Source organism: Streptomyces sp. SID4985 (genome assembly GCF_009863025.1).
Taxonomy (GTDB): domain Bacteria; phylum Actinomycetota; class Actinomycetes; order Streptomycetales; family Streptomycetaceae; genus Streptomyces.
This window is the reverse complement of the sequence record NZ_WWIR01000151.1, coordinates 1-13,848: the sequence shown is the minus strand read 5'-3', so window position 1 is coordinate 13,848 and position 13,848 is coordinate 1. Positions and strand designations below refer to the sequence as shown.

Below are 13,848 nucleotides of genomic sequence, written 5' to 3'. Positions count from 1 at the left end.
ACCGGTCCGCGCACGGCCGTCCGCACCGCCCCGCGCACCGCGGGCGGACCCGCGCTCCCGGCCGCCGCCCCCGCCCCCGTCGCGGGCATACCCTCCGCATCCTCCGAAAGCAGGGCCACGTGCTGACCGTCGACTTCTCCCGGTTCCCGCTCGCCCCGGGCGACCGTGTCCTGGACCTCGGCTGCGGGGCCGGCCGGCACGCCTTCGAGTGCTACCGGCGCGGCGCGCAGGTCGTGGCCCTCGACCAGAACGGCGAGGAGATCCGCGAGGTCGCCAAGTGGTTCGCCGCGATGAAGGAGGCCGGAGAGGCCCCCGCGGGCGCCACCGCCACGGCCATGGAGGGCGACGCGCTCGCGCTGCCCTTCCCCGACGAGTCCTTCGACGTCGTCATCATCTCCGAGGTGATGGAGCACATCCCCGACGACAAGGGCGTGCTCGCCGAGATGGTCCGCGTGCTCAAGCCCGGCGGCCGCATCGCCGTCACCGTCCCGCGCTACGGCCCCGAGAAGGTCTGCTGGGCCCTCTCCGACGCCTACCACGAGGTCGAGGGCGGCCACATCCGCATCTACAAGGCCGACGAACTCCTCGCCAAGATGCGCGAGGCGGGCCTGCGCCCCTACGGCACCCACCACGCGCACGCGCTGCACTCGCCCTACTGGTGGCTCAAGTGCGCCTTCGGCGTGGACAACGACAAGGCGCTGCCGGTCAAGGCGTACCACAAGCTCCTCGTCTGGGACATCATGAAGAAGCCGCTGGCCACGCGGGTCGCCGAGCAGGCGCTGAACCCGCTCATCGGCAAGAGCTTCGTGGCGTACGCGACCAAGCCGCACCTGCCGCGCGCCGAGGCGGCCGCCGAGTGACCACGCCCCGGACCGACCACCTCGTCCTGCCCGGGGTGCTCACCGCCGAGCAGGCCACCGCGACCGTCCGCGGCGTCCTCGCCGTACAGCGCGAGGACGGCGCGATCCCCTGGTTCCGCGGCCACCACCTCGACCCGTGGGACCACACCGAGGCCGCCATGGCACTCGACGCGGCGGGCGAGCACGAGGCCGCCGAGCGCGCCTACGAGTGGCTCGCGCGGCACCAGAACGAGGACGGCTCCTGGTACGCCGCCTACGCCGACGGCGCCCACGACGACGTCACCGACCGCTCGCTGGAGTCGAACTTCGTCGCCTACATAGCCGTCGGCGTCTGGCACCACTACCTCTCCACCGGCGACGACACCTTCCTGGACCGGATGTGGCCCGTCGTCTACGCGGCGGTCGAATGGGTGCTCCGGCTCCAGCAGCCCGGCGGCCAGATCGGCTGGCGCGTGGACGCGGACGGCGCGGCGACCGGCGACGCGCTGCTCACCGGCAGCTCGTCGATCCACCACGCCCTGCGCTGTGCGCTCGCCATCGCCGAGCAGCGTGAAGAGCCGCAGCCGGACTGGGAGTTGGCGGTCGGCGCGCTGCGTCACGCGATCCGCCGCCACCCCGAGCGGTTCCTCGACAAGGACCGCTACTCGATGGACTGGTACTACCCGGTCCTCGGCGGCGCCCTCACCGGCGCCGAGGCCAAGGAGCGCGTCGAGTCCGGCTGGGACCGCTTCGTCGTCCCCGGCCTCGGGGTGCGCTGTGTGGTCCCCAACCCCTGGGTGACCGGCGGCGAGTCCTGCGAACTCGCCCTCGCGCTCTGGGCGACGGGCGAGTCCGACCGGGCCCTGGAGATCCTCCAGTCCGTCCAGCACCTGCGGGACGCGGACAGCGGCCTGTACTGGACCGGGTACGTCTTCGACGACGACGCGATCTGGCCCCGCGAACTCACCGCCTGGACCGCCGGTTCGCTGCTGCTCGCCGTCGCCGCCCTCGGCGGCCACGACGCCACCTGCGCCGTCTTCGGCGGCGAACGCCTCCCGATGGGACTGACCCCGGACTGCTGCGAGTAGGCATCCGCCGGTCTCGGCCGAAGACCTCCTCACCGGAGCCGAACTCCGCGCCGGAAGCCGCCCCTTCGGTGGAGCCCCCGCGGGAGTCCGGCGCCCGTCGGGAGGCCGGACTCCTCGACTGCCGGGTGAGTGGCCTCACGGCCCGCGCCCGGCTGCCGCGCGGGAACAGTGTGCGCACGGCGCGGTGGTCGTCCCGCGCGGGCGACGTACGACGAGCCGCCCGGCAGGGCCTCAGTGCCGGTGCAGCCGCCCCGCGATCGCGTGGCCCACGAAGAGGTAGACCACCGCGGCCAGGCCGTAGCCGCAGACCACCCGCGCCCATGCCTCGTCGAAGGTGAACAGGTCGTGGGACCACCCGGCGAGCCAGGCGGCCGCGTCGTGGACGAACTCCACCAGGTCGTTGGCCCGGTTGGCGTCCAGCAGGTACATCAGAATCCACAGGCCGATGATTCCGGCCATGACGTCGGCGATCACGGCGATCACCGTTCCCGCCTCGTTCCCGCCTCTGCGATATCTCGACATGAACTCCGGATTGCCGCTGTGCGCCCCGTGAAACCGGGCCCGGCGCGAACCGGCCGCCCCACGGACCCGGCCCCGGACCCCGGACGGCGTCGCCCGGCTGGCGGAGGGACCGGGGGCGGGTGAGGCTGCCCATGGAAGCAGCCGCTCGGGGAGATACGTCCGGAGGACCGCGTGCCCGTTCCGATACGGCGCCTGTTGGTGGCGCTCATGGTGTCCTGCGTGTTGATGGCCGGTACCGCCGGCTGCGGCGGGGACGACTCCAGCAAGCAGTCCAGCAGCGCGTCCTCGCCCAGCCCCAGCACGTCCGCCGAGAAGCAGAAGTTCGCCAAGACCCGCTTCGTGGCGAACGCCGGGCTCGCCGCCGGGGCCACCTACCAGTGGATCGTGAAGCCCTGGAAGGCGGGCACGTTCAAGAAGGGCGCCGACGGCCGCAAGGTCGCCCTCGTCAAGGCCGGTCTCGCCGGGGCCTTCGCCTACAACCGGCTCAAGGCCGCCCAGAAGAACGCCCAGGGCGATCCCCTCCTCGCCAAGGCGCTCGCCCCGCTCACCGCGGGCATCAGCGCGCTCAAGGACCTGCCGGCCAAACTGCGCAACGGCGACACCAACGCGGCGAGTTCCTTCGACCAGATCATCAGTCAGGTGAAGGGCGCGGGCCAGAGCGCGGGCGCACCGGTCAAGGACCAGGTGCCCTCCACCTCCGACCTCAACAACGGCTAGCGGCTCAACACCCGTCGCCGGAGCCGGACATGACGAAGGCCCCCCGCCCGTGAGGGGTGAGGGGCCTTGCGTGCGGGGGCTGTTAGCTGCCGCGCTGGATGCCCGTCGTGTCCTGGAGGACGCCCCGGCGTCCGTCCTGCGTCTGCGCCACCAGTGCGGCGCCGCGCTGCTCGACCGCCAGGTACCAGGTACCCGGAGCCAGTTCGGCCACCGGGGCCGGGGAGCCGTCCTCCGAGAACAGCGGCCGGGTCATCGGCACCGCGAACCAGAACGGCGAGAACTCCGCCGCGGGCTGCTGCTGCGCGTACTGCTGCTGCGGCGGCTGCGCCGCGTACGGCTGCTGGGGCTGCGCGCCCGGGTAGCCGTAACCCGCGGGCGGCTGCGCCCCGTAGGGCTGCGGGGTGACCGGCTTGGGGGCCGGGATCAGCGAGCCCTGGAGGGCCGGGACCAGCGGGGTGGCGACGGCGGCCGCCGCCATGATCAGCGTCGCGACGAAGGCGAGGATCAGACCCGTGCCCGCGCTCGGACCCCGCTCGGAGGCGGTGCCGATGTTGTCCAGGCCGCCGGCCGGGTCGATGAGGTTGCCCAGCCCGCTCCACGCCGCGAACACCGCGAACGCCACGCCGAAGGAGCCGAGTTCGAGACCGGCGACCTTGAGCGGCTGCGGCAGGGCGCGGGACGCGACGACGAGCCCGGCCGCGATCAGGCCCGCCAGCACGACGCTCAGCAGAACCGGTCCGTTCTCCCAGAGGTTCGGCAGATCGACGTCGCCTGGCAGCCCGTCGTACGCGTAGTTGTCGAAGAACGACGCGATGAACAGCAACACCGCTGCTCCGATCACCACGCCGTCGCCTCTAGTGAGGGAGCGGATATTCACTTCAGGTCCTTCGTAGGTCGTCTCGTCGTCGGTAGACAGTACCGTCCGCGTTGTCCGGCTGTCCGGCCTCTTCCACGTGCCGGTCACGACTCGCGCAGGAAACTCACGATTCCCTCAGAGATCCCTTGCGCGGCTTTCTGCCGCCAGGAGGCGCTGGTCAGCTCGGCCGCGTCGGTGGCGTCGCGCATGTTGCCGCACTCGATGAACACCTTGGGGACCGTGGACAGGTTGAGCCCGCCCAGGTCCGTCCTGGTCACCAACCCGGTGCCGTCGCCCAGGTAGTTGGAGAACGGCTCGCCGGTCGCGTGCCGGTAGCCCGCGGCCACCCGCTTGCCGAGGTCGCGGGAGGGGCCGGTGATGGGGCGGGTGTCCGCGCCGCCCGCGTGCACGGTGCCGGGCAGGATGACGTGGAAGCCCCGGTTGCCCGGCGCCGAGCCGTCCGCGTGGATGGAGAGCGCCGCGTCCGCGTGCGCCCTGTTGCCGATCCCGGCCCGCTCGTCCACGCACGGTCCCCAGGCCGGGCCGTCCTCGTCGTGGGTGAACTTCACGGTCGCGCCCTGCTTCTCCAGCAGCGCGCGCACCCGGTGGGACACGTCGAGGGTGAACTTGGCCTCCGGGTAACCGGCGTTGGTCTCCGTCCCCGTGGTGTCGCACTCCTTGTGGCCGTTGCCGACGTTCACCTGGCGCGCGATCTCGGCGGTGTGCCGGAAGTTGCCCGGGTTGTGCCCGGGGTCGATGACCACCACCTTGCCCTTGAGCGGCAGGGCGGAAGCGGACGGCGAGGCGTCCTTGCCGTCGCCGAAGCCGGGCGCGGGGACCGACGGCGACGCCGTCCCCGTCGCGTGCGCGTCCCCGCCCGGGCGGCCGAGGTGCGCGTAGGCCGCCCAGCCGAGCAGCGCCACCGGCACCAGCGCGGCCAGCGTCACCGTCAGCGGACGGCGCCGGGAGCGGCGGGGTGTAGGGGGTTCGAATTCCGGGCCTGCGTACGACACGCCTGCCACCCTAACGAAACGCCGGACCGCTCCCGACCCCGCCCACCTGACGGAACGTCAGATTCCGGCTCCCGTGCGCCGCAGCACCCGCAGCGACCCGGTCACCGAGATCTCCGTGAACGCCCCGGACTCCAGCGCCCGCAGATACACCCGGTACGGCGCCTGCCCGGTGAACTCGTCCTCGGGCTCCGGGAACACGTCGTGCACGACGAGCAGCCCGTCCTCGGCGACATGCGGCGCCCAGCCCTCGTAGTCGGCGGTCGCGTGCTCGTCGGTGTGGCCGCCGTCCACGAAGACCAGGCCGAGCGGCTTCCCCCACAGGGCGGCGACCTGCGGGGACCGGCCGACCAGGGCGATCACGTGGTCCTCCAGACCGGCCCTGTGCAGGGTCCGGCGGAAGGTGGGCAGCGTGTCCATCAGGCCCACCTCGGGGTCGACCGTCTCCGGGTCGTGGTAGTCCCAGCCCGGCTGCTGCTCCTCGCTGCCCCGGTGGTGGTCGACGGTCAGCGCGACCGTGCCGCTCTGCCGGGCCGCGTCCGCGAGCAGCACCGTCGAGCGCCCGCAGTACGTGCCCACCTCAAGGAGCGGCAGCCCGAGCCGCCCCGCCTCCAGGGCGGCCGCGTACAGCGCCAGCCCCTCGTCCACGGGCATGAAGCCCTTCGCCGCCTCGAACGCGGCCAGGATCTCGGGCTTCGGTGCGGACATGGGGTTCCTCCCGGTCGTACGGCTGATCAGGCGCCCCATGCTGCCGCACCCCCCGCCGGAGGCCGGCGGGGGGTGCGGTGCGGGGGATCTCACAGGGGAGGTCAGGCGCTGACGGTCTCTCCCGGAAGTGGCAGGTCCAGCTCCACCGCCAGCTCGTCCCCGGTGTGCGTCGCCGAGGAGGCCAGCGGGCCGTGTCCGTCGGCCCTGGCGGCCAGGACATAGGCGCCCCCGGCCGGGACCGCGAGGGCGTAGCCGCCGTCGGGGCCGGAGAGCGTGGCCCCGGCCTGGCGGCCCCGGCGGTCGATCAGGGTGACCTTGGCCCGCGCGACCGGGGCGCCCCCGGCGTCGAGCACCCGGCCGGTGAAGCCGCGCAGCACCGCGCGGGCGTGCTCCAGGTTCGCGTCCTCCTCGCTGCTGGCCCGCAGCTGCGTGTGCCGCTCGGCCGGGCGCGGGGTGCGCGGCAGGAAGAACGCGAGCGTGATGCCCACCAGGACGGCGGCCGTGGCGATCAGGAAGGAGACCCGGAAGCCGTGCATGGTCGGGATCGCGAGGCCACCGCCGATCGGCTGCGCCGTGTTGGCCAGCACCATGCCGATGACCGCGCTGGAGACGGAGGTGCCGATGGACCGCATCAGCGTGTTGAGGCCGTTGGCCGCACCCGTCTCCGAGGCCGGGACCGCGCCCACGATCAGCGCGGGCAGCGAGGAGTAGGCGAGGCCGATGCCCGCGCCGAGGACGACCGAGGTGATGATGGTCTGCCAGGCGGCGTGCATCAGGCCGAGGCCGCCCGCGTAGCCGACGGCGATGACCAGCAGGCCGATGAGCAGGGTCGTCCGCGGGCCGTACCGCGCGGACAGCCGGGCGTACACCGGCGCGGTGAACATCATCGTCAGGCCCAGCGGGGCCACGCACAGGCCCGCGACCACCATGGACTGGCCGAGGCCGTACCCGGTGGCGGTGGGCAGCTGGAGCAGCTGGGGCAGGACGAGGGAGACGACGTAGAAGCTGACGCCGACCATGATCGAGGCGAGGTTGGTGAGCAGCACCTCGCGGCGGGCGGTGGTGCGCAGGTCGACCAGCGGCGCCGCGGTGCGCAGCTCGTACACGCCCCACAGCAGCAGGACGGCGACGGCCGCGCCGAACAGGCCGAGCGTGGTGCCGGACGCCCAGCCCCAGTCGCTGCCCTTGGTGACCGGCAGCAGGAGCAGCACCAGACCCGCGGACAGGCCGAGCGCGCCGAGCAGGTCGAAGGAGCCCTCGGCACGCGCCGGGGACTCGGGTACGACGAGCAGGGTGAGGGCGATGGCGAGCACGCCGAGGCCCGCCGCGCCGTAGAACAGGACGTGCCAGTCGGTGTGCTGGGCCACCAGGGCGGCGGCGGGCAGCGCGAGACCGCCGCCGACGCCGATCGAGGAGCTCATCAGGGCCATGGCCGAGCCGAGCTTCTCGCGCGGCAGCATGTCCCGCATCAGGCCGATGCCGAGCGGGATCGCGCCCATGGCGAAGCCCTGGAGCGTACGGCCGACGATCATGACGATGAGCTGGCTGGTCAGCGCGCTGACCAGGGCGCCCGCCACCATCACGGCGAGGCTCAGGACCAGCATCCGGCGCTTGCCGTAGAGGTCGCCGAGGCGGCCCATGATCGGGGTGGCCACGGCGCCGGAGAGCAGGGTCGAGGTCAGTACCCAGGTGGCGTTGCTCGGCTCGGTGCCGAGCAGCTGCGGCAGGTCCTTGATGACCGGCACGAGCAGGGTCTGCATCACCGCGACCACGATGCCCGCGAAGGCGAGCACCGGGACCAGGGCTCCGCCGGCCCTCGGGGTGGGGCGATCGGTCGTGTGGGGCATTGAGTGAGGTTCCTCCCGCGTGAGTGAATCACCGGGAGCAACGTCGTATGCACGGGCAACTATTCCGTTGCTTCGGGCCTCTAATGAATCCTTGACCGATCCATGGGTTACTGATCCGGAGTCAGACGTCGCCCCGGCTACAGCCAGCCCTGCTGCCGTGCCTCCCGCACCGCCTCCGCGCGGTTGCGGGTGCCGGTCTTGCCGATGGCGGCGGAGAGATAGTTGCGCACCGTCGACTCGGACAGATGGAGCCGTACGGCGATGTCGGCCACCGTCGCCCCGTCCACCGCCGCCCGCAGCGCCTCGCGCTCGCGGGCCGTCAGCGGATTCGGTCCCGCGCTCAGCGCGGCCGCCGCCAGCGCCGGGTCGACCACCGTCTCCCCGGCCAGCACCCGCCGTACCACCTGCGCCAGCTCCTCCACCGGGCCGTCCTTCACCAGGAAGCCCGCCGCGCCCGCCTCCATGGCCCGGCGCAGATAGCCGGGCCTGCCGAAGGTGGTCAGGATCAGCACCCGGCAGCCGGGGACCTGCTTCCGCAGCTCCGCCGCCGCGTCGAGGCCGCTCATCCCGGGCAGTTCGATGTCGAGCAGGGCCACGTCCGGACGGTGTTCCAGCGCGGCCGGGACGATCGCGTCCCCGGTCCCGACCTGCGCGACCACCTCGATGTCGTCCTCCAGGCCGAGCAGAAGCGCGAGGGCGCCGCGCATCATGCCCTGGTCCTCGGCGAGCAGTACGCGGATGTTCGTCACCGGGTCAGCGTAGTGGTGATCAGTGCGGTGGCGAGGGGGCTCAGCGCTCCGCCAGTGAAGCCACCGCGCACGGGTCCGCCGGTTCCACCGGCAGTTCCGCCGTCACCGTGAAGCCGCCCTGGGGCGCCGGGCCCGCCGTGAGGGTGCCGCCCGCCGCCGCGAGGCGTTCGGTCAGCCCCTTCAGACCGGTGCCGCCGATGCCCTCGGCCTGGCGGGGGACCGGGGTGCCCGTGCCGTCGTCCGTCACGGTGAGCCGGACCCGCTCGGCGGCGCTCTCGACCGTGATCTCGCAGCGGCCCGCGTCGCTGTGCCGGACCACGTTGGTCACCGCCTCGCGCACCACCCAGCCGAGCAGCGCCTCGGTCTGCGGGGCGAGCGGCGCGCCCGACTGCCGTACGACCGGCTCCACGCTCGTCGCCGCCAGCGCCGAGCGGGCCCGGGTCAGCTCGGTGGCCAGGCTGCCCTCCCGGTAACCGGTCACCGCCTCGCGGATCTCGGTCAGCGCCTGCCGTCCGACCGACTCGATGTCCCCGATCTGCGCGAGCGCCGCGTCCAGGTCCCGCCCGGCCAGGCGCCGGGCCGCCTCCGACTTCACCACGATCACCGAGAGCGTGTGCCCGAGCAGATCGTGCAGGTCGCGCGAGAAGCGCAGCCGCTCCTTCTCCACCGCCTGCCGGGCCAGCTCCTCGCGCGCCGCGCGCAACTGTCGTACGGCCTCGGACAGGCTCAGGATCGCGGCCGTCACCATGCAGGACAGGAAGGTGCCGTACCCGATGCTCGGCGCCTGCGACCAGTCGCCGCTGACCCCGGCGAGCACCGCCGCGTACGCCGCGAGCGGCACCCCCACCCGGCCGAGGAGCCGGCCGCGCAGGGTGGCGCCGGTGGCGAGGCCGAACAGCGGGAAGAACATCAGCCAGCTTCCGCCGTAGCCGAGCGCCAGCGCGGTGGTCAGCAGGCCCATCAGCGCCAGCGCGATCCGGGTGGAGACCGCCTCGCGCTTGGCGCGGTCGAAGGCGCGGAAGGTGACGTAGATGTAGATCGAGTTGAAGGTGAGCAGGCCCAGGCCGCCGATCAGCGGGTTCGAGGCGTCGCCCTGGAGCAGGTTGGAGAAGGAGCCGAGGCCGAGCAGCAGCCAGGGCAGCAGCGCGAACCCGGTGGGCGGCGGGCCCAGGCGTTCCTCCGCCGGGGTCTCACCCCGCGCGTGCGCCGCCTTCTGCGCGGCCTTGGCCCGCGCCATGTCGGCCTTCCACTGCCGCCGCGCCGCACCCGCCGCGCGCAGCCCGCGCCGCGCCCGCGCCCACCATGACATGTCCGTGTTCCCCGTGTTTCCCGCCGCTGCCTCGCCCGTCCGTTCGCCGGGGCGACGGTACAGGGTAAGAAATGAGCGCCTCTGTCCGTATCGGTCCGATCCGGTGCCCCGCGTCACTGTCATGCCTACGACGGTAGAAGCGGGGGCCGGTCGCGCGGCAGAGGCGGGCGTATGGAGTGTGCCGGTACGCGGGTACCGGGGGAGGGCGGGACAAATGTCACCGCCTCGCGGGGCCCGGGTACGACGAAGGGCGGGGGTACGCGTGCGTACCCCCGCCCTCGTGACCTGGTCAGGACTGCGTCGACCCCTCGGCCCCCGCGCCCGGCCGGCGGTGGCGGCCGCGCGGGGCCGCCTCGCCGTCCTGGGGGGCCACCTGGCCCCGGTGCCTGCCGTGGCCGTCCGGCTCGGCGGCGTCCAGGTGCGGCCGCGGCCAAGCGGAGTCCGTGGCCGGCGACGGCGCCTGCGTCGTACTGGTCTCGGTCATCGGAAGTGTTCACCCCGTCAACATGATCTTTTTTCGGCCGGGCGAGTCTAACCGGCACGGCAGGGGGCGAAACCAGGCGGCCACGCCGATCGGTGCCATTTGGTTACGAGTTGGCCACCGATGAGGAGGCGAGGGGAGCCTTTTGCAGGGGAACCGGTCGGGCCGCCTCCGTTTCCTCAGGAGCCCCCTCCGGCTGACCATCGGCCCCCTCCGCCGCCGGGACCGGTCCCCCCACCGCCAGCTCCGCCACCCCGCACGGGGTCTCCACCGTCGCGTACGGCAGCCGCAGCACGCCCTCCGGCGTCCACAGCCCCGCCCCCGCGAGCCAGCCCTCCGGGGCCGGAAGGTGACGCACCCGGCGCTCGGCCGGACGCCAGGTGCCCACCCAGGTGCCCAGCGGGCCGTCGACGCGCAGCGCGACCGCGCAGCTCTCCGGCATCAGCACCTGGCCGGGCTGGATCGCGAACGGCGTCACCGCGCAGTCCGGCAGCCGCAGCGACGAGGGGAAACGGACCGGCAGGGTGCTGCCTAGGACGCCCCAGCCCAATCGTTCCTCCCCCGGCGAGGGCGCGTCCGAGGCGATCACCAGCAGGCCGCTGTCCGGATCGGCGAGCAGCAGCCGGTCGTCGCTGTCCGGGGCGATCTGGAGCAGTGGCGAGACGGCGCCCCCGCGTCCGAGGTCCACCACCACGGTCTTCGTACGCCCGCCCAGCTCCCGGTCCACCGCGAGCATCCGCCCCTCGGTGTCCAGCCACACCCCGCCCGAGCAGCGGCCCGGCAGCTCCGCCAGCCGCTCGGGTCCGGCGGGGCCGCCCGCCACCAGCCACACCGCCGTGGACCGCGCGCCGACCGCGAGGGCGTAGGCGCGGGTGCCGCAGGGGGCCGGGGGCAGCAGCGTGAGCCGGGTGTCCGGCTCGGGGCACTCGACCGCGCCGAGCGGCAGCTCACCGGTGCCGGGGCCGGTCGGGTACAGCAGGGAGAAGGCGTGCCGCTGGTCCACCAGGCGGTGGATCAGCACCCGCCCGTCGCCCATCGGCTGCACCTGGGTGCCGGGCTCCTCCGGCTGGTTCCCGGGCAGCGGGACCGCGTACGGCTCCGGGCCGTCCAGCGTCCAGCGCTCGGGGAACCAGGACTCCCCGGCCGCCGCGAGGCGGGCCGCGTACGCACCGTCCGCCGTGATGGCGTACGGCGGCACGGGCACCCCGGGCGCTCCTGGTACTGCCGGACGCGTACCCCGGGTCTCCGGATTCTCCGGATCACCGTCGTCCGCGCCGGCCGACGTGGTTTCGATCGCACAGGCCGTCATCGTTCGGTCACCTCCGGCGACGAAGCTAGTTTTCGTACGCACAGGCGGGGGGCCGACGGAGCCAGGCTTCACACATACGGGTGGCGCAGAAGCGATTCCTCTGAGGAAGAGCGGCCCATGTGCTGCCCGGGTGGGTACGGGGGGAGTACGCACGCCCGACCGGTACGGCCTTCCGGAACGGCCAGGTAGCCTTGGCACGTGCCCCGTCTGTCTGAAGTCATCGCCGCGCTGGAGACCCTGTGGCCCCCGGAGCGGGCCGAGTCCTGGGACGCGGTCGGCACGGTTGCGGGCGACCCCGACCAGGAGGTCGACCGGGTCCTGTTCGCCGTCGACCCCGTCCAGGAGGTCGTCGAGGAGGCCGTGAAGCTGGGTGCCGGACTTCTGGTCACCCACCACCCGCTCTATCTGCGCGGGACCACCACGGTCGCGGCGGACACCTTCAAGGGCCGGGTCGTGCACACGCTCATCAAGAACGACGTGGCGCTGCATGTCGCCCACACCAACGCCGACACCGCCGACCCCGGCGTCTCCGACGCCCTTGCCGGTGCCCTCGACCTCCGTGTCGTAGGACCCCTCGTCCCCGACCCCACCGATCCGGAGGGCCGCCGGGGCCTGGGCCGGATCTGCGAGCTGGACCACCCGCTGACCGTCCGCGAGCTGGCCGCCCGCGCCGCGGCGCGGCTGCCCGCCACACAGCAGGGCATCCGGGTCGCGGGCGACCCCGAGGCCGTCGTCCACCGGGTCGCCGTCAGCGGCGGCTCGGGCGACAGCCTCTTCGACCAGGTGCGCGCGGCCGGAGTGGACGCGTTCCTCACCGCCGACCTGCGCCACCACCCGGCATCCGAGTTCGAGGCGTCCGTCGCCCACCGACCGCTCGCGCTGCTCGACGCGGCGCACTGGGCCACCGAGTGGCCCTGGTGCGAGCTGGCCGCAGCCCAGGTCGACCAGATCTCCGACCGTCACGGCTGGGGCCTCCGGGTCCACGTCTCCAAGACGGTCACCGACCCCTGGACCGCCCACGCGGCGTCCATCACCACCACGAGTCCCCTGGGAGCCCCCAACTGAACGCCGCGCCCGCCGACCAGATCCGCCTTCTCGACGTCCAGGCCCTGGACGCCCGCCTCCAGCAGCTCGCGCACAAGCGCAGGTCGCTGCCCGAGCACGCCGAGATCGAGACGCTGGGCAAGGACCTCACCCAGCTGCGCGACCTTCTGGTGGCCGCGCAGACCGAGGAGAGCGACTGCGCCCGCGAGCAGACCAAGGCCGAGCAGGACGTGGACCAGGTGCGCCAGCGCGCCACCCGCGACCAGCAGCGCCTGGACTCCGGCGCGGTCACCTCGCCGAAGGACCTCTCCAGCCTCCAGCACGAGATCACCTCGCTCGCCAAGCGCCAGGGCGACCTGGAGGAGATCGTCCTTGAGGTCATGGAGCGCCGCGAGTCCGCGCAGGCCCGGGTCGCCGAGCTGACCGAGCGGGTCGCCTCCGTCCAGGCCAAGACCGACGACGCCATCGCGCGCCGCGACGCCGCCTTCCAGGAGATCGACGGCGAATCCGCCTCGGTCACCAAGGAGCGCGAGGTCGTCTCCGCGTCCGTCCCGGCGGACCTGCTCAAGCTGTACGACCGCCTGCGCGTCCAGGGCGGCGGCGTCGGCGCGGCCAAGCTGTACGCCCGCACCTGCCAGGGCTGCCGCCAGGAGCTGGCCATCACCGAGCTGAGCGAGATCCGCGCGGCGGCGCCGGACAAGATCGTCCGCTGCGAGAACTGCGCGCGCATCCTCGTGCGCACCTCCGAGTCGGGCCTGTAGGCCCTTCGCTCCGGGCGGCGGGCGCGGTGGCGGGAGTGCGCGGTGCGTGAGTTCATCGTTGAGGCGGACGGGGGGTCGCGGGGGAACCCCGGGCCTGCCGGGTACGGCGCCGTCGTCCGCGACGCCTCGACGGGGGAGACCCTTGCCGAGGCCGCCGAGTACCTCGGCACCGCCACCAACAACGTCGCCGAGTACCGCGGTCTCGTCGCCGGTCTCCACGCCGCCCACGCCCTGGACCCCGACGCCCGCGTCAGCGTCCGCATGGACTCCAAGCTCGTCGTCGAGCAGATGTCGGGCCGCTGGAAGATCAAGCACCCCGACATGAAGCCGCTGGCGATGGAGGCGGCGCGGATCTTCCCTCCTGGCCGGGTGACGTACACGTGGATGCCCCGGGCCGAGAACAAGCACGCGGACCGTCTGGCCAACGAGGCGATGGACGCGGGGGCTCGGGGTGAGCGGTGGACTCCGTCGGGTTCCCGGCCGACGCCGCCTGTGGTCGTCGAGCCTTCGGGTCCGCCGGGGGACGCGGTCGCGGGGGCGGCTCGGGCTCGGGAGGCGTTGCGGGGTGGGGTGCGCGGGGCTGCCGTGCCGGAGGCGCCGGGTGCGCC

At 73.4% G+C, this 13,848-nt stretch carries 15 protein-coding genes; 6 read left to right on the top strand and 9 right to left on the bottom strand.

Features of this window, described 5'->3' with window-relative positions; genetic code table 11:
* Window positions 1–119: 119 nt before the first annotated feature.
* On the top strand, window positions 120–860 hold the full coding sequence (locus GTW40_RS06105; protein WP_161179124.1) for a class I SAM-dependent methyltransferase: 741 nt from the start codon (window positions 120–122) through the stop codon (window positions 858–860).
* The gene (locus GTW40_RS06100; protein WP_161179123.1) at window positions 857–1,927 is read left to right on the top strand and encodes a prenyltransferase/squalene oxidase repeat-containing protein; all 1,071 of its coding nucleotides are present in this window, start codon (window positions 857–859) and stop codon (window positions 1,925–1,927) included. The genes GTW40_RS06105 and GTW40_RS06100 overlap by 4 nt, the downstream gene beginning before the upstream one ends.
* A 231-nt stretch (window positions 1,928–2,158) precedes the next feature.
* On the opposite strand, the gene GTW40_RS06095 is transcribed toward GTW40_RS06100, so the two are convergent.
* Window positions 2,159–2,449 (bottom strand): hypothetical protein, encoded by a 291-nt coding sequence (locus GTW40_RS06095; RefSeq protein ID WP_026248484.1) that lies wholly within the window; start codon window positions 2,447–2,449, stop codon window positions 2,159–2,161.
* Window positions 2,450–2,620: 171 nt separating this feature from the next.
* Between GTW40_RS06095 and GTW40_RS06090 the strand changes: the two genes are divergently transcribed.
* A complete protein-coding gene (locus GTW40_RS06090) occupies window positions 2,621–3,166 on the top strand; it encodes a hypothetical protein (protein WP_161179122.1) in 546 nt (181 codons plus the stop codon).
* A gap of 82 nt (window positions 3,167–3,248) precedes the next feature.
* Here GTW40_RS06090 and GTW40_RS06085 read toward each other — a convergent pair whose 3' ends face one another.
* From GTW40_RS06085 to GTW40_RS06050, 8 genes are all read right to left on the bottom strand, one after another.
* A complete protein-coding gene (locus GTW40_RS06085) occupies window positions 3,249–4,043 on the bottom strand; it encodes a DUF5336 domain-containing protein (RefSeq protein WP_161179121.1) in 795 nt (264 codons plus the stop codon).
* An 83-nt stretch (window positions 4,044–4,126) separates the two neighbouring features.
* Entirely contained in the window at window positions 4,127–5,035 is a 909-nt protein-coding gene (locus tag GTW40_RS06080; RefSeq protein ID WP_161179120.1) for an N-acetylmuramoyl-L-alanine amidase, read from the bottom strand.
* A 57-nt stretch (window positions 5,036–5,092) separates the two neighbouring features.
* Window positions 5,093–5,740 (bottom strand): class I SAM-dependent methyltransferase, encoded by a 648-nt coding sequence (locus tag GTW40_RS06075; RefSeq protein ID WP_161179119.1) that lies wholly within the window; start codon window positions 5,738–5,740, stop codon window positions 5,093–5,095.
* Between the two features lie 101 nt (window positions 5,741–5,841).
* Window positions 5,842–7,587, bottom strand: a complete 1,746-nt coding sequence (locus GTW40_RS06070) for an MFS transporter (RefSeq protein WP_161179118.1) — start codon at window positions 7,585–7,587, stop codon at window positions 5,842–5,844.
* A 137-nt stretch (window positions 7,588–7,724) separates the two neighbouring features.
* Window positions 7,725–8,336 (bottom strand): response regulator transcription factor, encoded by a 612-nt coding sequence (locus tag GTW40_RS06065; protein WP_161179117.1) that lies wholly within the window; start codon window positions 8,334–8,336, stop codon window positions 7,725–7,727.
* A gap of 40 nt (window positions 8,337–8,376) precedes the next feature.
* Window positions 8,377–9,645, bottom strand: coding sequence for a sensor histidine kinase (locus tag GTW40_RS06060; RefSeq protein WP_202485459.1), 1,269 nt, complete (start codon window positions 9,643–9,645; stop codon window positions 8,377–8,379).
* Between the two features lie 289 nt (window positions 9,646–9,934).
* Window positions 9,935–10,129 carry a hypothetical protein gene (locus GTW40_RS06055; protein WP_161179116.1) on the bottom strand — a complete coding sequence of 65 codons (195 nt, stop codon included), beginning with the start codon at window positions 10,127–10,129 and terminating at the stop codon, window positions 9,935–9,937.
* Window positions 10,130–10,232: 103 nt separating this feature from the next.
* Window positions 10,233–11,435: a hypothetical protein gene (locus GTW40_RS06050; RefSeq protein WP_161179115.1), complete on the bottom strand. Its 1,203-nt coding sequence runs from the start codon at window positions 11,433–11,435 to the stop codon at window positions 10,233–10,235.
* Between the two features lie 198 nt (window positions 11,436–11,633).
* Here GTW40_RS06050 and GTW40_RS06045 point away from each other — a divergent pair, with 198 nt between their 5' ends.
* The 3 genes from GTW40_RS06045 to GTW40_RS06035 all read left to right on the top strand — a co-directional run.
* Window positions 11,634–12,500 (top strand): Nif3-like dinuclear metal center hexameric protein, encoded by an 867-nt coding sequence (locus GTW40_RS06045; protein WP_161179114.1) that lies wholly within the window; start codon window positions 11,634–11,636, stop codon window positions 12,498–12,500.
* Window positions 12,497–13,240: a C4-type zinc ribbon domain-containing protein gene (locus GTW40_RS06040; protein WP_202485461.1), complete on the top strand. Its 744-nt coding sequence runs from the start codon at window positions 12,497–12,499 to the stop codon at window positions 13,238–13,240. The genes GTW40_RS06045 and GTW40_RS06040 overlap by 4 nt, the downstream gene beginning before the upstream one ends.
* Before the next feature lie 42 nt (window positions 13,241–13,282).
* The coding region (locus GTW40_RS06035) for a reverse transcriptase-like protein (RefSeq protein ID WP_161179113.1) at window positions 13,283–13,848 on the top strand (566 nt) is incomplete at its 3' end.